19 protein-coding genes are annotated in these 21,287 nt (G+C 73.4%); 5 read left to right on the forward strand and 14 right to left on the reverse strand.

Annotated features, from left to right (window positions below; translation table 11 throughout):
• Positions 1-92 precede the first annotated feature (92 nt).
• From ACMXGY_RS04810 to ACMXGY_RS04825, 4 genes are all read right to left on the reverse strand, one after another.
• Positions 93-2,237 carry a beta-galactosidase gene (locus tag ACMXGY_RS04810; protein WP_483775749.1) on the reverse strand — a complete coding sequence of 715 codons (2,145 nt, stop codon included), beginning with the start codon at positions 2,235-2,237 and terminating at the stop codon, positions 93-95.
• A gap of 155 nt (positions 2,238-2,392) precedes the next feature.
• The gene (locus tag ACMXGY_RS04815) at positions 2,393-3,736 is read right to left on the reverse strand and encodes an ABC transporter substrate-binding protein (protein ID WP_483775750.1); all 1,344 of its coding nucleotides are present in this window, start codon (positions 3,734-3,736) and stop codon (positions 2,393-2,395) included.
• Positions 3,737-3,845: 109 nt separating this feature from the next.
• Entirely contained in the window at positions 3,846-4,790 is a 945-nt protein-coding gene (locus tag ACMXGY_RS04820) for a carbohydrate ABC transporter permease (RefSeq protein ID WP_483775751.1), read from the reverse strand.
• A 2-nt stretch (positions 4,791-4,792) separates the two neighbouring features.
• Positions 4,793-5,734, reverse strand: a complete 942-nt coding sequence (locus ACMXGY_RS04825) for a carbohydrate ABC transporter permease (protein WP_483775752.1) — start codon at positions 5,732-5,734, stop codon at positions 4,793-4,795.
• A gap of 215 nt (positions 5,735-5,949) precedes the next feature.
• Here ACMXGY_RS04825 and ACMXGY_RS04830 point away from each other — a divergent pair, with 215 nt between their 5' ends.
• A complete protein-coding gene (locus tag ACMXGY_RS04830) occupies positions 5,950-7,050 on the forward strand; it encodes a LacI family DNA-binding transcriptional regulator (protein WP_483775753.1) in 1,101 nt (366 codons plus the stop codon).
• Positions 7,051-7,096: 46 nt separating this feature from the next.
• Here the strand turns inward: ACMXGY_RS04830 and ACMXGY_RS04835 are convergent, their stop codons facing one another.
• Entirely contained in the window at positions 7,097-8,413 is a 1,317-nt protein-coding gene (locus ACMXGY_RS04835) for an ROK family transcriptional regulator (RefSeq protein WP_483775754.1), read from the reverse strand.
• 66 nt (positions 8,414-8,479) lie between these two features.
• Here ACMXGY_RS04835 and xylA point away from each other — a divergent pair, with 66 nt between their 5' ends.
• Together xylA and ACMXGY_RS04845 are read left to right on the forward strand one after the other, a co-directional pair.
• Positions 8,480-9,697, forward strand: coding sequence for a xylose isomerase (gene xylA / locus ACMXGY_RS04840; RefSeq protein WP_483775755.1), 1,218 nt, complete (start codon positions 8,480-8,482; stop codon positions 9,695-9,697).
• A gap of 1 nt (position 9,698) precedes the next feature.
• Complete coding sequence (locus tag ACMXGY_RS04845; protein ID WP_483775756.1) at positions 9,699-11,258, forward strand: xylulokinase; 1,560 nt, start codon at positions 9,699-9,701, stop codon at positions 11,256-11,258.
• 83 nt (positions 11,259-11,341) lie between these two features.
• On the opposite strand, the gene ACMXGY_RS04850 is transcribed toward ACMXGY_RS04845, so the two are convergent.
• Positions 11,342-11,803, reverse strand: coding sequence for a tRNA (cytidine(34)-2'-O)-methyltransferase (locus ACMXGY_RS04850; RefSeq protein WP_483776785.1), 462 nt, complete (start codon positions 11,801-11,803; stop codon positions 11,342-11,344).
• A 152-nt stretch (positions 11,804-11,955) separates the two neighbouring features.
• Here ACMXGY_RS04850 and ACMXGY_RS04855 point away from each other — a divergent pair, with 152 nt between their 5' ends.
• The gene (locus ACMXGY_RS04855) at positions 11,956-12,351 is read left to right on the forward strand and encodes a YybH family protein (protein ID WP_483775757.1); all 396 of its coding nucleotides are present in this window, start codon (positions 11,956-11,958) and stop codon (positions 12,349-12,351) included.
• Positions 12,352-12,364: 13 nt separating this feature from the next.
• Here ACMXGY_RS04855 and ACMXGY_RS04860 read toward each other — a convergent pair whose 3' ends face one another.
• The 3 genes from ACMXGY_RS04860 to ACMXGY_RS04870 are packed head-to-tail and all read right to left on the reverse strand — an operon-like array spanning position 12,365 to position 15,035.
• A complete protein-coding gene (locus ACMXGY_RS04860; protein WP_483775758.1) occupies positions 12,365-13,678 on the reverse strand; it encodes an RNA polymerase sigma factor in 1,314 nt (437 codons plus the stop codon).
• Positions 13,651-14,070, reverse strand: a complete 420-nt coding sequence (locus tag ACMXGY_RS04865) for a YciI family protein (RefSeq protein ID WP_483775759.1) — start codon at positions 14,068-14,070, stop codon at positions 13,651-13,653. The genes ACMXGY_RS04860 and ACMXGY_RS04865 overlap by 28 nt, the downstream gene beginning before the upstream one ends.
• Before the next feature lie 47 nt (positions 14,071-14,117).
• Positions 14,118-15,035 carry a LysR family transcriptional regulator gene (locus tag ACMXGY_RS04870; protein ID WP_483775760.1) on the reverse strand — a complete coding sequence of 306 codons (918 nt, stop codon included), beginning with the start codon at positions 15,033-15,035 and terminating at the stop codon, positions 14,118-14,120.
• Positions 15,036-15,116: 81 nt separating this feature from the next.
• On the opposite strand from ACMXGY_RS04870, the gene ACMXGY_RS04875 reads away from it, so the two are divergent.
• On the forward strand, positions 15,117-16,115 hold the full coding sequence (locus ACMXGY_RS04875; protein WP_483775761.1) for a DMT family transporter: 999 nt from the start codon (positions 15,117-15,119) through the stop codon (positions 16,113-16,115).
• 7 nt (positions 16,116-16,122) lie between these two features.
• On the opposite strand, the gene ACMXGY_RS04880 is transcribed toward ACMXGY_RS04875, so the two are convergent.
• The 5 genes from ACMXGY_RS04880 to ACMXGY_RS04900 are packed head-to-tail and all read right to left on the reverse strand — an operon-like array spanning position 16,123 to position 21,245.
• Positions 16,123-17,145: a hydroxyacid dehydrogenase gene (locus ACMXGY_RS04880; RefSeq protein WP_483775762.1), complete on the reverse strand. Its 1,023-nt coding sequence runs from the start codon at positions 17,143-17,145 to the stop codon at positions 16,123-16,125.
• A complete protein-coding gene (locus ACMXGY_RS04885) occupies positions 17,133-18,302 on the reverse strand; it encodes a dihydrodipicolinate synthase family protein (protein ID WP_483775763.1) in 1,170 nt (389 codons plus the stop codon). Before ACMXGY_RS04885 ends, ACMXGY_RS04880 begins: the two co-directional genes overlap by 13 nt.
• On the reverse strand, positions 18,302-19,363 hold the full coding sequence (locus ACMXGY_RS04890) for an NAD-dependent epimerase/dehydratase family protein (protein ID WP_483775764.1): 1,062 nt from the start codon (positions 19,361-19,363) through the stop codon (positions 18,302-18,304). The genes ACMXGY_RS04885 and ACMXGY_RS04890 overlap by 1 nt, the downstream gene beginning before the upstream one ends.
• An 8-nt stretch (positions 19,364-19,371) precedes the next feature.
• A complete protein-coding gene (locus ACMXGY_RS04895) occupies positions 19,372-20,292 on the reverse strand; it encodes a carbohydrate ABC transporter permease (protein WP_483775765.1) in 921 nt (306 codons plus the stop codon).
• Positions 20,289-21,245, reverse strand: coding sequence for a carbohydrate ABC transporter permease (locus ACMXGY_RS04900; protein ID WP_483775766.1), 957 nt, complete (start codon positions 21,243-21,245; stop codon positions 20,289-20,291). Before ACMXGY_RS04900 ends, ACMXGY_RS04895 begins: the two co-directional genes overlap by 4 nt.
• Positions 21,246-21,287: the final 42 nt, after the last annotated feature.

Consider the following 21,287-nt stretch of genomic DNA (forward strand, 5'->3'; position numbering starts at 1 on the left):
CTCGGTAGGGCGTAGGGCGTAGGGCGTAGAGCGAGGTAGAGGCGTGGTGGTGACGGTCGTGCACCACGCCTCTACCTCGGCGGACCAGGGTTCTACCTCGGCGGGGCGGCGTCGGCCGGGCGGCGGACGACCGCGACGCCGCGCGGGTCGAGCAGGAGCACGCCGGGGTCGTCGCCCTCGCCGGTGCCCGACGGGGCTAGGCGGCGCCCGGCGAGGACGTCGCCCGCGACGTCGGGCACCTCGACCGGACGGGCGGTGCGGTTGACGAGGAACCAGAAGTCGTCGGTCCCGTTCGTCCGCACGGCGAGCTCGACGTCGCCGCGGGCGGTGGCGGGCAGCTCGCTGCGCACCCCTGCGTCGTCGAGCAGACGCGAGAGCACCGGGACGAGGCCGAGGCGACCGAACCGGGTCGAGACGTACGCGGCCGAGCCCGCGCTGTCGCCGGACCGGACCGTGCGGCGCGTCACTGCGGCGCGCCCGGCCTGCTCGCCGGTCTTGTACCACCCCAGCACCTCGACGTCGGGATCGACGACGTCGACCGGCTCGGTCCACACGGTGCCCTCGACCTGCTCGCCCGCGACCTCGACGGTCGCGCTCTCGCCGTCCAGCAGGGGCGCGAACTCCTCGACGCGGATCCCGAGCAGGTCGCGCAGAGCGCCGGGGTATCCGCCGAGCCACGTGTGGTCGTCCTGGTCCACGACACCGGAGAAGTACGTGGCCACGAGGTGCCCGCCGCCCTCGACGAACGCCGTGAGGCGGTCGCGCAGGTCCGCCGGGACGACGTGCAGCACAGGCGCCACGACGACGTCGTACGTCGCGAGGTCCGTGGTCGTCGGCACCACGTCGGCGCGCACGCCGAGCGCGAGGAACGCCGAGTACCAGTCGAGCGCCTCCTGCCGGTAGCGCAGGCGGTCCGTGGGGTGCGAGTCGAGCTCGCTCGTCCACCACGAGTCCCAGTCGAAGACGATCGCCGCGCGCGCGAGCTTCTGCCCGCTGCCCGCGACGGGGGCGAGGTCGCGCAGCGTCGCGCCGAGCGCGACGACGTCGCGGAACAGGCGCGAGTGCTCGCCCGCGTGCGGGACCATCCCCGAGTGGTACTTCTCCGCGCCCGCGGCGGACTGGCGCCACTGGAAGTAGCAGACCGCGTCCGCGCCGTGCGCGACGTGCGTGAGGGAGTCGCGCGCGAGCTCGCCCGGCTTCTTCGCGACGTTCACGGGCTGCCAGTTCACCGCGCTCGTGGAGTGCTCCATGAGGAACCACGGGCGGTGCCGGGCGATGCCGCCCGTGAGGTTCGCGGAGAACGACAGCTCGTCGAGCGCCTGCGGGCCGGGGAGCACGTAGTGGTCGTTGGAGACGAAGTCGAGCTCGTCCGCCCACGCCGCGTAGTCCATGCCCTTCGTCTCGCCCATGACCATGAAGTTGGTCGTCACGGGGACGTCGGGGGTCGCGCGGCGCAGGATCGCGGCCTCGGCGCGCAGGTACTGCCGCAGCGCGTCGGAGGAGAACCGCTTGAAGTCGAGCTGCTGCGTGGGGTTCGGGTGCGACGCGGCGAGCCGGGGAGGCAGGATCTGGTCCCAGGCGCTGTAGCGCTGCGACCAGAACGCCGTGCCCCACGCGTCGTTGAGCGCGTCGAGGGTCGTGTAGCGCTCACGCAGCCACGTGCGGAACGCGGCGGCGGCGTCGTCGGAGAAGTCGTGGACGTTGTGGCAGCCGAGCTCGTTGGACACGTGCCACGCGACGAGGGCCGGGTGGTCGCCGTACCGCTCCGCCATGCGTTCGACGAGGCGCAGCGCGTGCTCGCGGAACACCGGCGACGTCGGGCGCCACTGCTGGCGGGCGCCGGGCCACAGGGTCTCGCCCGTGCGGGTCTGCGGCAGGATCTCCGGGTGCTTCGTCGTGAGCCACGGCGGCGGCGACGCCGTCGCGGTCGCGAGGTCGACCGTGATCCCGTTCGCGTGGAGCAGGTCCATGATCTCGTCGAGCCACGCGAAGTCCCACGTGTCCTCGGTCGGCTGGATGCGGGCCCACGAGAAGATCGCGAGCGACACCACCGTCACGCCGGCCTCGCGCATGAGGCGCACGTCCTCGTCCCAGACCTCGCGCGGCCACTGGTCCGGGTTGTAGTCCGCGCCGTAGGACATGCCCGACGGCGAGTGCTGCTCCGCGACGGGCGTCTCGCCCGGCGGCGTGTGCGCCCCGGGGCGGCGCAGCCAGCGGTGCGGGGTGGGGGTCGACATGCATGCTCCTCGAAGAACGGTGCTCGGTGCGAGCGGTCGGGGGAGGCGGACGTACCTCCTCCGGTGGTGACCGCCGGGCCGGCCCCGGGTGGGGGACGGCCCGGCGGCTCATGACAGCCGCGGGTCGGACGGCGCGACGCCCTCCGACGCCCGGCTCACTCGTTGACGGTGAAGCCCTGCTCCGCGCCGTAGCTCGCGGAGGCGTCCTGCCAGTCCTGCAGGCCCTCGGTCAGCGTGGTCGACGAGACGTACGCCTGGCCGACCGTGTCGTTGAAGATCGAGTTCGCGTAGACCTGGAACGGCAGGTACGACCAGCCCTCGACGACGTCGGACGCCGACTGCGCGAGGACCTCGTTGATCTTCTGGCCGCCGAAGTACTCCGACTCGTAGCCCTGGAACTCCTCGGACTCGAGCTCGGCCGTCGTCGCCGGGAAGGCGCCGCCGTCGACGCGCGCCTGGACGCCGTCACCGGCGTTCGCGTACTCGAGGAAGCCGTAGGCGAGCGCCTGGTTCGTGCTCGCGGCGGGCACCGAGAGCGCGGAGCCGCCGTTCTCGGCGCTCGCGGACGCGCCCTCCTCCCACTGCGGGAGCGGGGCGACGCGCCACTTGCCGGCGCCGTCGGGCACGCCCGACTCGAGGTTCGCGGGCATCCAGGCGCCGATCGCGAGCGTCGCGATGGTGCCGTTGCCGAGGCCCTGGTACCACTCGTCGCTCCACGAGCTGACGGGCGCGAGGAGGTCCTCGTCGATGAGCGTCTGCCACGTCTCGGCGAACGCCGTGCTGCCCTCGTCGGCGAGGTCGATCGTGACGTCCGTGCCGTCGACCTGGAAGGGCTGGCCGCCGGCCTGCCAGATGAGCGACGTCGTGAAGCCCGCGTCGCCCGTGTCGTTGGTGATGTAGACGTTCGGGTCGGCGGCATGCAGGGCGCGGGCCGCCTCGACGAAGCCGTCCCACGTCGACGGCACCTCGATGCCGTGCTGCGTGAAGACCTCCTCGTTGTAGAAGAGGGCCATGGGTCCGGAGTCCATCGGCAGGCCGAAGATTCCCTCGCCCTGCTGGACCGCGTTCCACGGGCCGGGCGTGAAGGTGCCGTCGAGCTCGTCGGCCCCGAACGACGTGAGGTCGGCGACCGCGTCCGAGAGCGCGAACTGGGGCAGCGCGTAGTACTCGAGCTGCGCGACGTCGGGGACGCCCTTGCCCGCAGCGATCGCGTTCTGCAGCGCGGTGTACTGGTCGTTGCCGGTGCCCGCGTTGACGAGCTCGACGTCGACGTTCGGGTACTCGGCCTCGAAGTCGGTGACGACCTGCTCGAGCGTGGGCTCCCACGCCCACACGGTGAGCGAGCCGCCCTCCTCGAGGGCCGCGGCGACGTCGTCGGCCGAGCCGCCGCCGTCGGAGCCGGCGTCGTTGCCGCCGCCGGAGCTGCAGGCCGCCAGGGCGAGGGCGACGACGCCGGTGGCGGCGACGGCGCGCAGGGCGCGGGTGGTGCGGATGGACATGAGGGTTCCTCTCACTTCGTCGTCAGACGGACGGGTCACGCTGGGTCGGGCTGGGCAGGGCCGGGCGATGGTGGGAAAGACCGGGTGCGGACGGGTTGCCTGGGGCCGGTCACTCCTTGACAGACCCGGCGGCGAGGCCGGACTGCCAGTAGCGCTGCAGGAGCAGGAACGCCGCGATCAGGGGCAGGATCGTCAGCAGCGAGCCGGTGATGACGAGGTCGAAGATCGCCTCGCCGCCCGCCGTGGCGGCCTGCGCGTTCCAGGCGTTCAGGCCGAGCGTCAGCGGGTACCAGTCCGGGTCCTTGAGCATGATCAGCGGCAGGAAGTAGTTGTTCCAGGTCGCGACCATCGTGAAGAGCAGGACCGTGACGACGCCCGGGGCGAGCAGCGGCAGGGAGACCTGGAAGAAGGTGCGGAACTCGCTCGACCCGTCCACGCGCGCAGCCTCGAGGAGCTCGGTCGGGATCGACTCGGCGGCGAAGACCCACATCAGGTAGAGCCCGAAGGGCGAGATGAGCGACGGGATGATGACCGCCCAGGGCGTGTTCGTGAGGCCCATCTGGCTGAACATGAGGAACGTCGGGACGGCGAGCGCGGTGCCGGGGACCGCCACCGCCCCGATGACGGTCGCGAACACACCCCGCTTGCCCGGGAAGTCGAACTTCGCCAGCGCGTAGCCGCCGAGGATCGCGAGGAACGTCGCGCCGCCCGCGCCGAGGACGACGTAGAGCAGCGTGTTCGCGAACCAGCGGCCGAAGATGCCGTCGTCGTAGGACAGCGTGCGGGCGATGTTGTCGAACAGCGCGAAGTCGCCGCTGAACCACAGGCCGAACGAGGCGAACAGGCTCGACTGGGTCTTGGACGCGTTGACGACGAGCCAGAGCAGCGGGACCAGCGCGTAGAGCAGGACGATCCCGCTGAGGACCGTGAGGAGCACGCTGCGGCGAGGTCGCGCGGCGCTGTGGGGAGCCCGGGAGCGCAACCGGACGGGCTTGCGGGCCGCGGGCCGTGCGGTGGGCACGGCGGACGGGGACGTGGGGGTCGTCGCGGTCACGGTCAGGCCTCCTTGCGCATGCCGCGCAGCTGGACGACGTAGGCCACGATCATCGTGAGGACGCCCATGATGATGGCGACGGTCGCCGAGTAGTTGTACTGCTGGCCGGAGAACGACAGCGAGTACGCGTACAGGTTCGGGGTGAAGTACGTCGTGATGGCGTTCGGCGCCAGGCTCTGCAGGATGCTCGGCTCGTTGAAGAGCTGGAACGAGCCGATGATCGAGAAGATCGTCGCGATGACGAGCGAACCGCGGATCGCGGGGATCTTGATGGCCCGCACGACCTGCCACTGGCTCGCGCCGTCGAGCTCGGCCGCCTCGTACAACGACGCCGGCACGACGCGCAGCGCGGCGTAGAAGATGAGCATGTTGTAGCCCACGAACTCCCAGGTCACGATGTTGCCGATCGCGAGGAGCACCCAGTCCGGGGAGAGCGGGTTGGGGATGGACGTCCCGAGGGCGTCGTTGATGTTGCCGACGAGTCCGAAGCGCGTGCCGTACATGAAGCCCCACATGAGCGTCGCGACGACGGCCGGGACCGCGTAGGGCAGGAAGATCGAGATCCGGAAGAAGTTCTTGCCGTACAGCCGCCCGCTGTCGATCGCGAGCGCCACCAGGAGGGCGATGCCCAGCATGATCGGCACCTGGACGAGGAGGAACAGCCCGACGCGGCTGACGCCCGACCAGAACTGCGGGTCGGAGAAGGCCCGGGCGTAGTTCTCGAACCCCACGAACTGGGTCCCGCCGACCATCTGCGTGCGGAAGAGGCTGAGGTAGATCGAGTACGCGATCGGGGCGAGGAAGACGAGCGCGAAGACCGCCATGAACGGGCCCACGAAGCCCCATCCGATCCAGGAGCGCCGGCGGCGCCTGGTCGGGCGGGACGAAGGAGCGTCGACCGGTGGCACGTGCTGCCCTGCCACGGGTGGGGACGTCGTCGTCATGCTGTGTCCTCGTCGTCGGGGTTGCCGGGCGACGGTCGTCGTCTCCCCGGTGTTTGCGTAAACATCAGCATGGCACGAGGTCGATGGTTACGCAAACATCGCCTACGCTGGCCTTGTCCGCCGCACCGCGGCGGCGCAGGGCAAACTGTGCATGCAGTGCAGACGGTGCAGACGGTGCAGACGGTGCACGAACACGAGCGCGAGGACGAGGACCGATGAGCGACGGGCTCGACGAGGACGCCCCACCCACGACGGTGCGCGACGGCGTGGCTCTCGCGACGATGCAGGCACCCGTGCGGCGGGTGTCGATGGCCGACGTCGCACGGGTCGCAGGAGTCTCCGCCCAGACCGTCTCGCGCGTGTCGAACGGGCACCCCGGCGTCGTGGAGGCCACGCGGACGCGGGTGCTCGACGCGATGGCGGAGCTCGGCTACCGGCCGAACAGCGCGGCGCGCGCGCTCAAGAGCGGCTCGTTCCGGACCATCGGCGTGATCCTCTTCTCGCTCGCGACGACGGGCAACGTGCGCACGCTCGAGGCCATCGCGACGTCCGCCGCCGGCGAGGGGTACGCCATCACGGTGATCCCGGTGGCGGCTCCCACCCAGGACGGCGTGCGTGGTGCGTTCACCCGGCTCGGCGAGCTCGCCGTCGACGCGATCATCCTCCTCATGGAGGTCCACCTCCTCGACGTCGCGCAGGTCAGCCTGCCGCCGGGCGTCCAGGTGGTCGTCGCCGACTCCGACGCCGGGGAGAGCTACGCCGTCGTCGACACAGACCAGGCCGACGGCACGCGTCAGGCCGTCCAGCACCTGCTCGACCTCGGCCACTCGACCGTCCACCACCTCGCCGGACCGGCGCACTCCTTCGCCGCCGAGCGCCGCACGCACGCGTGGCGCGGCACGCTCGAGGCCGCGAACCGGGCGGTCCCGGCCATCGAGCGGGGGGACTGGTCGCCGTCGTCGGGCTACGAGGCCGGGCTGCGGCTCGCCGCGCGCGAAGACTGCACGGCCGTGTTCGTCGCCAACGACCAGATGGCGCTCGGGCTCGTGCGCGCCCTGCACGACTCCGGCAAGCGTGTCCCCGAGGACGTGAGCGTCGTCGGGTTCGACGACCTGCCCGAGTCGAGCGAGTTCCTGCCCCCGCTCACGACGGTCCACCAGGACTTCGCCGAGGTCGGCCGCCGGTGCGTCGAGCAGGTGCTGCGTCAGGTGCGCGAGGGCGTCCACGAGACCGGCACGCGTCTCGTCCCGACGCGACTCGTGGAGCGCGCGAGCACCGCCCCGCCCCCGAGGGAGGGCCCCGGCCGCGGGCGGTAGGGCCCGGGTCGGGCGAGGTCGAGCTCCGCTCGGCCCGCTCGGCTGGTCAGTCCTCGCCGACCCAGGCGCTCGGGTTCTCCACGACGGCGCGCAGCACCTCGCGCGCACCGCCCGTGAGCGCCGCGTGGTCGCCGACGGGGGCGGGCAGCAGGGCGACGTCCGTCCAGGGTGCCGCGAGCACGCGGGCACGCAGCTCGGCCTCGGCGGTCGAGCGCAGGTACGGCAGGAGCGCGGGGTAGATGCCGCCCAGGAGGACCGTGTCGATGTCGACGAGGTTGACGTAGTCGGCGAGCGCGCTGCCGAGAGCCGTCCCGGCCCGCTCGACCGCGGCGACGGCGTCCGGCTCTCCGGCGTCGAGCGCGTCGACGAGCGCCGCGGTGTCCGCCTCGAGAGAGAGTCCCGCGCCCTTGAGGAGCGCGTCCTTGCCCGCGTACTGCTCGAGGCAGCCGGTCGCGCCGCAGCGGCACCGTGGCCCGCGCGGGTCGACGACGACGTGACCGACCTCGCCCGTCCAGCCGTGGCGGCCGTGGAAGAGCCGCCGGTCGACGACGATCGCCGACCCGATCCCGACGTCGCCGGACACGTAGAGGTACGTCGACGGGGCGGCTGGAGCGTCGTCGTGCGACCCGGGGCCGTGCGCGGGGAGCCCGTTCGTGGGGAGACCGCTCGTGCGCGGCGCGTCGTCGGGGACGGCGTCCACGGGAGCGGCGCCGTCGGGCACGACGCCGTGGCTCGACTGGGCGAGGGCGGCGAGCTTGGCCTCGTTGCCGATCTCGACGGCGAGGTCGAGGCCGAGGAGCGGGACCGGGTCGAGATGGGACCAGCCGAGGTTGGGTGCGACCTCGAGGCGGCCGGCGCGGGAGTCGACGAGCCCGGGCAGTGCGAGGTACGCCCCGGCGACGGTCATGCCGTCGGACCGGACCCGGTCGAGCAGGTCGCGTGCGATGCGGCCGAGGCGGCCGAGCACCTCCGCGGGGTCGCTGTCGTGGAGGTCGTCCGGGTCGACGTGCTCGGCCACGACGGCGCCCGTGAGGTCGAGCACGCGCCCGCCGAGGTAGTCGACGTTCACCTCGAGCCCCAGCCCGACGAGGGTCCGCGGCGCGGGCGCTAGGGGGACGGCGGGCCGCCCGGCTCGCTGCGGGGTGGCGGGCGGGAGCTCGGCGACGATGCTCGCGGCGACGAGGCGGTCGACGAGGGTCGACACGGTCGCGCGCGTGAGCCCGCTGGCCGCGGCGATGTCGGCACGGGAGCAGGGCACGGGGGACTCGAAGACGGCGCGGGCGACGAGGGCGAGGTTGTGCTCGCGCAGCGTGGCCTGCCGGGCTGCTGGGGGACCCGAGCGGGTCGCGGCGCTGCGGTTCACGGTCTTGACCTTACCGACTCCGGCGGATAAGTTCAGCCGTACGACATAAATAGGCCGACGGCGACGGTGCTCGCCGCGGCCCTCTCGACGAGGAGACCAACTGTGGCCGACGAGACCACCCAGGACATCAACTTCTCCTTCGGTCTGTGGACCGTGGGCTGGAACGCGCAGGACCAGTTCGGCAGCGCGAGCCGTCCGGCGCTCGACCCCGCCGACTCGATCCGCCGTCTGGCCGACCTCGGCGCGTGGGGCTTCACGTTCCACGACGACGACGTCGTGCCGTTCGGCTCCGACGACTCCGAGCGCACCAAGCGCCTCGACGCCGTGCGCACCGCGGCCGAGGAGACCGGCCTCGTCATCGAGATGGTGACGACCAACCTCTTCAGCCACCCGGTCTTCAAGGACGGCGGCCTGACGTCGAACGACCGCGGCGTGCGCCGCTACGCGCTGCGCAAGGTGCTGCGCAACGTCGACCTCACGGCCGAGCTGGGCGCGAAGACGTTCGTCATGTGGGGTGGCCGCGAGGGCACCGAGTACGACGGCGCCAAGGACCTGCACTCCGCGCACGAGCGCTACGCCGAGGGCATCGACCTCACCGCGGCGTACATCAAGGAGAAGGGCTACGACCTCAAGATCGCCCTCGAGCCCAAGCCGAACGAGCCCCGCGGCGACATCTTCCTGCCGACGATCGGCCACGCGCTCGGCCTCATCGCGAAGCTCGACAACGGCGACATCGTCGGCCTCAACCCCGAGACCGGCCACGAGCAGATGGCGGGCCTCAACTACACGCACGGCATCGCGCAGGCGCTGTGGGCGGGCAAGCTCTTCCACATCGACCTCAACGGCCAGCGCTCGATCAAGTTCGACCAGGACCTCGTGTTCGGCCACGGCGACGTGCTGTCCGCCTTCTTCACGGTCGACCTGCTCGAGAACGGCTTCCCGAACGGCGGCCCCACGTACACGGGCCCGCGCCACTTCGACTACAAGCCGTCGCGCACCGAGAACGAGGTCGGCGTGTGGGACTCCGCGCGCGCCAACATGGAGACCTACCGCCTGCTCGCGCGCAAGGCCGCGGCGTACCGCGCGGACAGCCGCGTCCAGGAGGCGTTCGCGCACTCGGGCGTCTTCGAGCTGGGCCAGCCGACCCTCGCCGAGGGCGAGTCCGTCGCCGACCTGCTCGCGGACCGCAGCGCGTACGAGGAGTTCGACGTCGACGCCGCGGCGAACCGCGACTTCGGCTTCGTGCGCCTCAACCAGCTCGCGCTCGAGCACCTCATCGGCTGAGGTGGCCACCGACGCCAGGACGTCGGACGCCGGCGGCGAGCGCACGCTCGTCGCCGGCGTCGACACGTCCACGCAGTCCTGCAAGGTCGTCGTGCGCGACGCCGCGACGGGCGCGCTCGTGCGCTTCGGGTCGTCGAGGCACCCTGACGGCACCGAGGTCCACCCCGACGCGTGGTGGCAGGCGTTCCGCGAGGCCGCCGCCGCGGCGGGCGGGCTGGACGACGTCGCGGCGCTCGCCGTCGGCGGCCAGCAGCACGGTCTCGTCGCGCTCGACGCGGACGGGAACGTCGTCCGCGACGCGCTCCTGTGGAACGACACGCGTTCGGCCCCCGCGGCGCGTGAACTGACCCGCGAGCTGGGCGACGGCGACGTCGAGGCGGGCGCCCAGGCGTGGGCCGACGCGATCGGCTCCGTGCCGGTCGCGTCCCTCACCGTGACCAAGCTGCGCTGGCTCCGCGACGCGGAGCCGGAGAACGCGGCGCGCGTCGCGGCCGTCGCGCTGCCGCACGACTGGCTCACGTGGCGCATCGCGGGCTACGGCCCGACGGGCGACCCGTCGGCGCCGCTCGGCCCGGACCTCGACGCGCTCGTCACCGACGCGTCCGACGCGTCCGGCACGGGGTACTACGACGCCACGCGCGCGGACGGTGACGACGGCCGGGGCGCCTACCGCCTCGACCTGCTCGAGCTCGCGCTCGGGCGGACCGACGTCGTGCTGCCGCGCGTCGTCGCGCCGTCGGCCGTGGCGGGCGTCGCCCACACGTCGGTCGCGGGTGCGCAGGTCGAGGGCGGCACGCTCCTCGGCCCGGGTGCCGGTGACAACGCGGGCGCGGCGCTCGGCCTCGGCATGGTCGCGGGCGACGTCGCGGTGTCGATCGGGACGTCGGGTGTCGTGTCGGCCGTGACCGACGACCGCACCGCCGACGGGTCCGGCCTGGTCAACGGGTTCTCCGACGCCACCGGCCGGTACCTGCTCCTCGCGGTGACGCTCAACGCGAGCCGCGTGCTCGACGCGGCACGCGCGGTGCTCGGGGTCGACCACGCGGGGCTCTCGCGGCTCGCGCTCCAGGCGCCTCCCGGCGCGGACGGGCTCGTGCTCGTGCCGTACCTGGAGGGCGAGCGCATGCCCAACCGTCCCGACGCGTCGGGCACGCTGCACGGCATCCGGCTCGGTACCTCGACGCCGGAGCACCTCGCCCGCGCGTACGTCGAGGGCATGCTGTGCGGCCTCGCGGACGGGCTCGACGCCCTGCGCGCCCTGGGTGTGAAGGTCGAGCGCGTGCAGCTCATCGGCGGCGGCGCGCAGTCGGAGGCCGTGCGGCGCATCGCGCCGCAGGTCCTCGGTCTGCCGGTCACGGTCCCCGAGCCGGGCGAGTACGTGGCCGACGGCGCGGCCCGCCAGGCCGCGTGGGTCCTCGCCGCGCACGCGGCGGGCGCCTCGGGCGCCGACCAGGGCGAGGTCGCCCCGCCCACCTGGGCCGCGTCGTCGGCCACGGTGGTCGAGGCCGACCCGGTCCCGGCGATCCGCGAGCAGTACGCCACGGTGCGCGACCTCGTCTGACTCCTGCGCCCTGACGTGGGCATGACATGGGCCCGGTCTCCGTCAGGAGGCCGGGCCCGTTCCATGCCCACAACCGGTTCGGGTCAGGCGCCGCCGGCGAAGCCCGCCTGACGCCACGCCTCGTAGACCGCGATGGACGCGGCGTTCGTGAGGTTGAGCGACCGGCGGCCCGGCTGCATGGGGATCTTGAGCTGGTCGGTGATCCGCGCGTGCGCGAGCACGTCGTCGGGCAGGCCGGTGGGCTCGGGGCCGAACAGCAGCACGTCGTCCGGGCGGTAGGTCACGTCCGTGTACGACGTCGTCGCGCGCGTCGTGAACGCGAAGACCCTCCCCGGGAGGGTCGCGAGGGCGGCGTCCAGGTCGGCGTGCACCTCGACGCTCGCGAGGTCGTGGTAGTCGAGCCCCGCGCGGCGCAGCTTCGGCTCGTCGAGGTCGAACCCGAGCGGCTCCACGAGGTGCAGGCGCGCGCCGGTCACCGCGGCGAGGCGGATCGCGTTCCCGGTGTTGCCCGGGATGCGCGGCTCGAAGAACACCACGTGGGGCAGGGTCGACGGCGGTCGGTCGGCGGGGTCGGCGACGTGCGGTCGCCAGTCGGTCCCGGGCTCGGGGGAGTCGCTCACGCGACCGATTCTCCCAGCCGTCGCGAGCGCGGGCGTGCGGGTAGCGTCGGAGTCGCCGTCGTCGACGAGGAGGAACCATGACCGGGAACCGCGAGCGCGTCATGACCTGGGTCGCGGCGTACGAGCGAGCGTGGCGGGCCAGCGACCCGAGCGCCGTCGCCGACCTGTTCACCGAGGACGCGACGTACCTGCGGTCGCCGTACGACGAGGATCCGCTCCGCGGCCACGACGCCATCCGTGGCTTCTGGACCGCCGACGAAGGGGCGACGTTCACCGTGGCGGCCGAACCCGTCGCCGTGGAGGGCGACTCCGCCGTCGTGCTGCTCGAGGTGCGGTACACCGGGTCGGAGGAGCAGGAGTACCGCGACCTGTGGGTGCTGCGGTTCGCGCCGGACGGGCGGGTCGAGCACTTCGAGGAGTGGGCGTACTGGCCGGGCCGGTCGTACACGGCGCAGGCGCCCGACGGGTCGTAGCGGCCTGGGGGCGTCAGGCGCCGAGCGCTGCCGCCTTGAGCTCCAGCAGGGCCCGCTCGCGGGGGTTGGGGCACAGCCGGACGGCGAGCGCGTACTCGGCGCGCGCCTCCTCGACGCGACCGAGGCGCCCGAGCAGCTCGGCGCGCACGCTCGGCAGCAGGTGGAACCCGGGCAGCCGGTCGGTCGCGACGAGCTCGTCGGCGATCCGCAGCCCTGCTGCGGGTCCGTGCGCCATCGCGACGGCCACCGCCCGGTTGAGCTCGACCACGGGGGACGGCGCCACCCGCCCCAGCGCCTCGTACAGGAGCACGACGCGGTCCCAGTCGGTCTCCTCGACCGAGGGTGCGACGGCGTGGCACTCCGCGATCGCCGCCTGCAGCCCGTACGGCCCGCGCCCCCGGCCGAGCGCGTCGGCGTGCGCGAGCGCCGCCCGGCCGCGCCGGACCGCCGACCGGTCCCACCGCCGTCGGTCCTGGTCAGCGAGCAGGACGAGGTCGCCCTCGGGGGTGACGCGCGCCGGGAACCGCGCCGCCGTGAGCTCGAGGAGCGCGACGAGCGCGTGGGCCTCGTGCTCGTCGGGGACGAGGCCGGCGAGCACGCGCGCGAGCCGGCGCGCCTCCTGCGCGAGGTCGGGCCGCAGCCACTCGTCGCCCGACGTCGCCGTGGACCCCTCGGTGAAGATCACGTACAGCACGGCCAGGACGGACCCCAGCCGCTCCCGACGCTCCTCGGGCGGGGGCACGCCGAACGGCACGCCCGCCGCGGCGAGGGTCTTCTTCGCGCGCGTGATGCGGGCCTGGACCGTCGCGGTGGGCACGAGGAACGCGCGGGCGATCTCGTCGCTCGACAGCCCGCCCACGACGCGCAGCGTGAGCGCGACGCGCGCCTCGGGCGACAGCACCGGGTGGCACGCGACGAGCACGAGGGCGAGCACGTCGTCATCGACCTGGTCCGGGTCCCACAGCAGGTCGGCGTCCGTCCCGGCCGGCGTGCCCGACGGCGGCCGGCCCGTCACGGCGGCGCCGTCGCCCAGGCCGTGGGCCAGGGCGGCGTACCGCTCGTCGAGGGCGGACCGCCGTCGGAACGTGTCGATCGCGCGTCGCCGGCCGACCGTGAGCAGCCAGCCGGACGGGTTGCGCGGCACCCCGTCGCGGGGCCAGGCGACGAGCGCCTCGGCCAGCGCCTCCTGCGCGAGGTCCTCGGCGAGCGCGAAGTCGCCGGTGTAGCGCGCGAGCGCGCCGACGATCCGCGCCGACTCGATGCGCCACACCGCCTCGACGGCACGGCGCCCCGGGTCGCTCACACCTGGCCGGTCGCCTCGCGCCACGCCCGCTCCTTGCGGATCCACTCGTTGTCCTGCGGGAACTCGTCGATCGACGGGACGCGGCGGATCTCGACCTTCGTCCCGGGCCCGGAGTAGGGGAGCCGCTTGGCCCACTCGACGGCCTCCTCCTTCGAGGCGACGTCGAGCACGTAGTAGCCGCCGAACAGCTCCTTGGCCTCGCCGTAGGGTCCGTCGGTGACGACGGGGACGTCGGACGAGAGGTCGACGACCACGCCCTCCGCCGCGTCGTCGAGGCCCTCCGCGGCGAGCAGGACGCCCGCCCGGATGAGCTCGTCGTTGAACCGGCCCATGGTCTCGAGCATCTCGTCGAACGAGACGTTCTCGAACGCGGCCTGGCTCTCCTCGGTGCCTCGCATGATGAGCATGTACTTCATCGTTCGCTCCCGGTGTCGGTGGGCCGGTCCTTCCGACCCTCTCATCCTCAGGTCGAACGGGACAGGGCGAGATCGACACGGCCTCCGACGACGTCGCGGAGCGTCTCGACGACGGCGCGCGCGGGCGGCGAGCCCACGACGGCGTCGCGCAGCACGACATGGATGGAGCGCACCGGCGCCGGTCGGACCACGGGGACGGCGACGAGCCCGGGCGGCAGGTGCACGGCACCCAGCCCGGGCAGGACCGTCACGCCGATCCCCGCGCCGACGAACGCGATCGCGGTGGGGTAGTCGTGGGCCTCGACGTGGAACGTCGGGCTGAAGCCTGCTGCGGTGCACGCCTCGACGAGGTTGCGCCGGCACCAGCCGCGCGCGAAGTCGTTGTCGACCCAGCGCTCGTCGACCAGCTCGGTGAGCTCGATCTCCGCGCGCCCGGCCAGGTGGTGGTCCTGCGGCAGCACGACGACGTACGCGTCGTCGAGGAGGTGGTGCGCACGGAACCCGGGGCCTGGGTCGAACGTGCGGGGCGCCACGACGAGCTGCACGTCGGCACGTTCGTCCGGGTCGTCGGGGATCGTCTCGCGCAGCGAGAGGTCGAGGCGGACACCCGGGAAGTCGGTGGTCAGGCGGTGCACGACCCGCGGGAGCCACGCCGCGCCGACCGAGGCGAAGTACGCGATGGACAGCGACCCGGTCCGCCCGGCGCGCAGGTCCGCGACGACCGCCTCCACCTCGCCGAGGCGGGCGAGCACGCCGTCGGCCTGGGCGGCGAGCGCGAGCCCGGCCGCCGTGGGACGGACGCCGCGGCCCGCGCGCTCGAGGAGCGCGAGCCCGGTCTCGCGCTGGAGCGCCGTGACGTGCTGGCTCACCGCCGAGGGCGTGTAGCCGAGGTTGGCCGCGGCGGACTGCACGGAGCCGCTCGCGACGACGGAGCGGAAGATCCTCAGGCGGTGGACGTCGAGCATGGATCGACCGTACAGCGGAACTGAATCGGACGGAAGGAATGCGTGCTGGTGCTGAAGAGTCGGGCAGGGGACGATCGAGACATGACGCCGCCCGAACCCGCCGCCGTTGCCGACCTCCGACCCGCCCCCACCTCGCGGCCGACCCTCGACCGCCGACCGGGCGGTGGCGGTCTGGTCGTCGCCGCGGTCGCGGTGACGGTGGTCCTGTGGGCCGCCGCGTTCATCGGCGTGCGCGCTGCGGGCCACGACTACTCGCCGGGTTCGCTCGCCCTCGGTCGTCAGCTCGCGGGCAGCGTCGGACTGACCGTGTTCGTCGCGGTCCGCTGGTTCCGCAGCGGTGCGCGGCCGGTGCTCCCGCGCGGTCGCGTGCTCGTCGCGGTCCTCGCGTGGGGCGTCGGGTGGTTCAGCCTCTACAACCTCGCGCTCAACGCCGCGGAGCAGCACCTCGACGCCGGCACGACGGCGCTCCTCGTCAACGTCGCCCCCGTCCTCGTCGCCGTGCTGGCGGGCCTGCTGCTCGGCGAGGGCTTCCCGCGGCGGCTGCTCGTCGGCATGGCCGCGGCGTTCGCGGGGGTCGCCGTCATCGCGGTGGCGACGTCGTCGGGCGAGCGCGACGTGCTCGGCGTCGCGCTCGGGCTCGCCGCCGCGGTCCTCTACGCGGGCGCCGCGACGTCGCAGAAGCGGCTGCTGGCGCGCGTCGACGCGCTCACGATGACGTGGGTCGGCTGCCTCGCGGGGACGGTGGCGCTCCTGCCGTTCGCGCCGACCCTGTCCGCCGAGGCGACGTCCGCACCCGCCTCGTCGACCTGGGCCGTCGTGCTCCTCGGACTCGGCCCGACGGCGGTCGCCTTCACGACCTGGGGCTACGCGCTCTCACGCCTGAGCGCGGGCCGCGCCGCGGCGACCACCTACCTCGTCCCGCCGATCGTCGTGCTGCTGTCGTGGCTCGTGCTCAGCGAGGTCCCCGCCCCGGTCGTGTTCGCGGGCGGTGCGCTGTGCCTCGCCGGGGTCGCGGTGGCGACGGCGCCGCGTCGTCGCGCCGCTCCGGCGTCACGGCCCGCGCCGGACCGTCGGGCCTGACGGCGGCTCAACCCATGCGGTCGAGGTCGGCCTCGCGCACCTCGTGGGCCAGCGCCTCGCCGGCACGGAACCGTGCGAGCTCGTCGACGACGATCGCCCCCTGCGCGAACCGGCCCTGGACGGTCGCGGCGGCGTGGTGGGGCGTGAGCAGCACGGTGGGCAGGCGGCGCAGCGGATGGTCGACGGGCAGCGGCTCCGCGTCGTAGACGTCGAGTGCGGCGCTGATCCGCCCGGTCGCGAGCTCGCGCACGAGCGCGTCCTCGTCCGTGAGCCACGACCGCGCGGTGTTCACGAGGCCTGCGTGGTCGGGCATGAGCGAGAGCTCGCGCTCCCCGAGCAGGTGACGCGTCTCGGGCAGCACGGGAGCGTGGAGCATCGTGACGCGGCTCGTCGCGAGGAGCTCGTCCAGACCGACGAGCGTCGTGCCGAGCGCGGCGGCGTCGGCAGGGGAGAGCGTGGGGTCGGCGACGACGACCTCGGCCCCGAGAGCGCGCAGCATCGCGATCGCGGCGCGCCCCGTGCGCGACGCGCCGATGACCCCGACCCGCGTGCCGGCGATCTCGTAGCGCGGAGGCGCGGACTCCGCCTCCGCCCAGGGGACGCCGTCGTGCAGGGCGTTGTGGAACGCGGGCACCTGGTGGAGCAGCGCGAGCGCGAACGTCACCGAGACCTCCGCGACCGGGCGTGCCATCGCCTGACCCGCCTGCGTGACACGGATACCGCGTGCCCACAGGTGCGGCGTGACGAACGGCTTGACCGAGGCGCCCGTGTGCGCGACGAGCCGCAGCGCGGGCAGCCGGTCGAGGAGTCCGGCGTCCAGCGGCGGCGTGCCCCACGAGATCACCAGCGCGTCGACGCTCTCCCGTGCGGCGGGGTCGAGCCGGTCCAGCGCGGCGCCGAGCGCACGCGGGTCGTCGACGACGTCGGACGGACCCGCCGCGACCAGCCGCTCCCAGACGTCGGGCTCGAACAGCTCGGCGCGCAGCCACGGCGCGACCGCGACGACCGTGCGGGTCGTCATCGCAGCCATGCCTCGAGATTCTCCGCGACGAGCGCGTCGTCCGCGGCCGCGAGCCACGGGTACGACGACGTCACACGCGTGAGCTCCTCGGCCTGCCCGGGGGAGAGGGTCTCGTCGGGGTCGAGGCACCAGATGCCGTCGAGCAGACCCTGTCGACGCAGCACCTCGTGCACGCCGGCGATCACGCCCGCGAAGTCACCCGCGGCGTCGAACACCGCGGCGTTCGCGTCGGTGAGGCCCGCGGCCCTCGCGGTGAGCGTGGCGAGCGCCGCGTGGTCGGGCACGGTAGCCGAGCCGTCGGGCGCGATGCCGTGCGCCGCGTGCGCGAGGGCCAGCGTCTCGACGGCGCCGCGCGTCCACACCGCCCACTGCCCGAGCAGCCCGCCGACGAACCGCGCGGTGAAGGTGGTGGCCCGGCCGTCGGCGTCCGTCACGGGCACGTCGAGGCGCTGCGTCAGGTCGGCGACGATCGCGTCGTCGTTGCCCGTGTACAGCGCGATCTCGTCGCCGCGGCCCGACGCCGCGACGCCGTGCAGCACGTCGAGGGTCCGGTAGCGGTGGAACGGCGCGGCCTTGATCGCGACGACCGCCTCGATCGAGGCGTACTCGCGCCAGAACCCCACGGACAGGCGCGGGCCGCCGATCGCCTCCTGGAGGTAGAACCCGATGACGGGCAGCACCTCGCCGACGGCGCGCGCCCGGTCGAGCAGGGCGCGCTCCACCTCCTCGCGCGACCCCGTGAGGCCCGGCACGCGCGGGGCGAGCAGGACGGCGTCGTACCCGAGCGACGCCGCGAGCTCGGCCTCCGCGACGGCCTGGCTCACGTCGCCCGCGGCGCCCGCGACCTGCACGAGCGGGCGCGGGCCGGCGTGCGGCGAGCCCGCCGGTGCGTCGCCCGCGATCGTCGCGCGCGACACCTCGGCCGCGAGCTCGAGCACGGGGCGCAGGAGCCCGTGCTCGCGGATCTCGAACTGCGTCGTGTGGACGCCGACGGCCACGCCGCCCGCGCCCGCCGCGTGGTAGTACCGCGTGAGCGCGCGCTGGCGGCGCTCGTCGAGGCGGCGGTCGGCGTCGAGCGCGAGGGGCTGCGCCGGGATGACGGTCCCCGCGCGCAGGAGCGCGGCGACGTCGTCGGCGAGGCGCGGGACCGTGACGGTGCTCGTCATCAGAACGCTCCGTCGCGCACGGCGAACTTCGTCGGCTTGCCGCTCGTCGGCAGCCCGGCCGCGAGCCACGACGCCTGCCAGTCCACGAGCGTGCGCAGCGGCACCTGCGGGTAGCCGAAGAGCTCGTGGCACCGGGTCGCGTCGTTGAGGAGCGCCGACGGGGCGGGCTCGCCCGTGAACGACACCTCCCGGTCGAGGCCGCGCCCGAGCAGCTCCGCGAGGCGCCGGACCGACGCCGTCTCCGGGCCGGTGAGGTTGATCGCCGTCGCGGGCGAGGACGCGAGGCCGAGAGAGCGCAGCGCGACCTCGTTCGCGTACCCCTGCCACACGACGTTGACGTGGCCCGTCGTGAGGTCCACGGGCTCGCCCGCGAGGATCGGCGCCGCGACGTCGAACAGCACGCCGTAGCGCAGGTCGACGGCGTAGTTGAGGCGGATCGTCACGACCTTGGTGCCGCGCGAGAGCGCGGCGTGCTGGAGCACGCGCTCGCGCCCGAGGCAGCTCATCGCGTACTCGCCGACCGGCCCGACCGGGTGCTCCTCCGAGCACCCGCCCGACTCGACGGGCACGAGCGGGTAGACGTTGCCGGTGGAGAACGCGGCGATGGTCGAGTCGGCGTACCGGCGCGCGACGTCGTGCACGAGCGCGGCGTTCGCGGCCCACGCGAGCGAGGGCGCCGAGGACGTGCCGAACTTCGCCCCGACCATGTAGACGACGTCGGCGCCGTCGGGCAGCGAGCCGAGGTCGGCGTCGGGTGCGAGCAGGTCGGCCGCGACGACGTTCACCCCGGCCTCGCGCAGCCGGTCCGCCTGCGAGGCGTCCGACCACCGGGAGACGGCGTGCACCGCGTCGCCCGTGCGCCCGGCGGCGTCGAGCGCGCGCCGTGCGAGGACGGTCAGGCTCGGGCCCATCTTGCCGCCGGCGCCGAGGATCACGAGGTCGCCCGTGCGGGCGGCCAGGTCCTCGACGAGCGCCGGGGACGGCGTCGTGAGCAGGTCCTCGAGCTCGGCGACGGAGCCTGGGGCCTTCGGGGTGGCGGGTGTGCTGGTCTGCGTGGTCATGTGGTGGGTCATCCCTTGATGCCGGACGAGGTGACGCCCTCGACGAAGAAGCGCTGGGCCACGAGGTACGAGGCGAAGATCGGTACGAACGAGATGGTGGCGCCCGCGAGCACCATGTTGAGCGGCACGTCCTGCTGCTGGAGCGAGGCGATCCCGACGGTGAGCGTCCAGTGGTCGGTGCCCTGGCCGATGATCAGCGGCCACAGGAAGTCGTTCCAGTGCCACAGGAAGACGAACGTGCCGAGCGTCGCGAGGATCGGCTTGCACAGCGGCAGCACGATGCGCAGGAAGATGCGCCACTCCGAGGCGCCGTCGAGCTTCGCGGCCTCGAACAGCTCGTCGGGCAGGTCGAGGATGAACTGGCGCATGAGGAACACGGCCTGCGCGTTCGCGAGCGTCGGCAGGATGAGGCCCCAGTACGTGTCGAGCCCGCCCGCCTGCGCGATGAGGATGAACGTCGGGATGAGGGTCACGTGGTACGGGACCATGACCATCGCGAGGAACGACCAGAACATCGCCTCGCGCCCGGGGAACCTCTTCTTGGCGAACGCGTAGCCCGCCATCGACGCGAGCAGCAGCACCGCGACGACGGACACGACGGAGTACACGAGCGTGTTGACGAGCCAGGTGCCGATGTTGCCCGCGCCGAGCACGCGGCCGTAGGCCTCGGTCGTGAGGTTCGTCGGCAGGAGCGACGCGGGGAAGTCGATGGCGGCGGCCGGCTTCAGCGACAGCACGACCATCGCGTAGAACGGGAAGATCGTCACGACGGCGGCGAGAGACAGCAGGGCGTAGCGCACGAGCTTGCCGCGCACCGACAGGTCGCTGGCGCCGGAGCGGCCGCGGCGGCGCCGGGTCGCGGTGGGTCGCACGGGCAGGGCGGCGCCCTCGAGCACCCGCCCGGTGGTGGTGGGGTCGACGGTGGTCACTTGTCCCTCCCGATGGCGAGGCGCTGGAGCAGGGCGACCACGAGCGTGACGACGAACAGCGCCACGCCGAGCGCGCTCGCGTAGCCGAGGTCGAAGTACTTGAAGCCCTGGTCGTAGATGTAGAAGACGAGGTTGTAGCTCGCCCGGGCGGGGCCGCCCGCCGTCATCACGTAGACGAGGTCGAAGATCTGGAACGACGCGGTCGTCTCGATGACGGCGAGGAAGAACAGCGTGGGCTTGAGCTGCGGGGCGATGATGTGCCAGAACCGCTTCCAGGGCCCGGCACCGTCGATCGCGGCGGCCTCCTCGAGCTCGCGCGGCAGGTCCTGCATGCGGGCGAGGAGGATGAGCATCCCGTACCCGAAGCGCGACCAGATGGCGACCATCGCGAGCGCCGGCAGCACCAGCAGCGTGTCGCCGAGCCACGACTCCGTCGAGAACCCGAGCGCGCCCATGAGCTTGGACCACGGACCGTTCGTGGAGAACACCCACGTGAACACGGTCGCGGCGAGCACGAGGCTCGTGACGACGGGCAGGAAGAACACCGACCGGTAGAAGCCGGAGCCGCGGAACGAGCGGCGCACCATGAGCGCCATGAGGGTCGAGATGGCGAGCGACACCGGCACGATGAGCAGGCTCAGCACCACGGTGACGCGCAGCGCCGACCAGAAGATCGGGTCGTCGACCATGCGCCGGAAGTTCTCGACGCCCGTCCACTCGGCGCCGACGCCGATCGTGTAGTCGAAGAAGCTCAGCGCGACGCCGGCGATGGCGGGGCCGAAGCGGAACAGCAGGAACAGCAGGAACGCGGGGAGGGCGAACAGCAGGCCGATCCTCGCCTCACGGCGCTCCAGGACGCGGCGGGTCGCACCGTGCGGGGGCCTCGACGACGCCGGGCGCCGGTCTGGCCCTTCGGCGGTCAGCCCGTCCGAGGTGGGGGCGGTCGCGGTCATGGTTCTCCTCTCGTACCGCGAGGTGTCGCGGCGCGGGCAGCA

The sequence above is a fragment of the Cellulosimicrobium sp. G4 BAM 1002 genome (genome assembly GCF_057126935.1).

Excerpts from the sequence above, each read along its gene's own strand:
- ACMXGY_RS04815 (WP_483775750.1), bottom strand. The coding sequence starts at position 3,736 with ATGTCCATCCGCACCACCCGCGCCCTGCGCGCCGTCGCCGCCACCGGC.
- ACMXGY_RS04855 (WP_483775757.1), top strand. The coding sequence starts at position 11,956 with ATGACCGGGAACCGCGAGCGCGTCATGACCTGGGTCGCGGCGTACGAG.
- ACMXGY_RS04900 (WP_483775766.1), bottom strand. The coding sequence starts at position 21,245 with ATGACCGCGACCGCCCCCACCTCGGACGGGCTGACCGCCGAAGGGCCA.
- ACMXGY_RS04885 (WP_483775763.1), bottom strand. The coding sequence starts at position 18,302 with ATGACGAGCACCGTCACGGTCCCGCGCCTCGCCGACGACGTCGCCGCG.
- ACMXGY_RS04825 (WP_483775752.1), bottom strand. The coding sequence starts at position 5,734 with ATGACGACGACGTCCCCACCCGTGGCAGGGCAGCACGTGCCACCGGTC.
- ACMXGY_RS04890 (WP_483775764.1), bottom strand. The coding sequence starts at position 19,363 with ATGACCACGCAGACCAGCACACCCGCCACCCCGAAGGCCCCAGGCTCC.
- ACMXGY_RS04875 (WP_483775761.1), top strand. The coding sequence starts at position 15,117 with ATGACGCCGCCCGAACCCGCCGCCGTTGCCGACCTCCGACCCGCCCCC.
- ACMXGY_RS04810 (WP_483775749.1), bottom strand. The coding sequence starts at position 2,237 with ATGTCGACCCCCACCCCGCACCGCTGGCTGCGCCGCCCCGGGGCGCAC.
- ACMXGY_RS04880 (WP_483775762.1), bottom strand. The coding sequence starts at position 17,145 with ATGGCTGCGATGACGACCCGCACGGTCGTCGCGGTCGCGCCGTGGCTG.
- ACMXGY_RS04830 (WP_483775753.1), top strand. The coding sequence starts at position 5,950 with ATGAGCGACGGGCTCGACGAGGACGCCCCACCCACGACGGTGCGCGAC.
- ACMXGY_RS04865 (WP_483775759.1), bottom strand. The coding sequence starts at position 14,070 with ATGAAGTACATGCTCATCATGCGAGGCACCGAGGAGAGCCAGGCCGCG.
- ACMXGY_RS04870 (WP_483775760.1), bottom strand. The coding sequence starts at position 15,035 with ATGCTCGACGTCCACCGCCTGAGGATCTTCCGCTCCGTCGTCGCGAGC.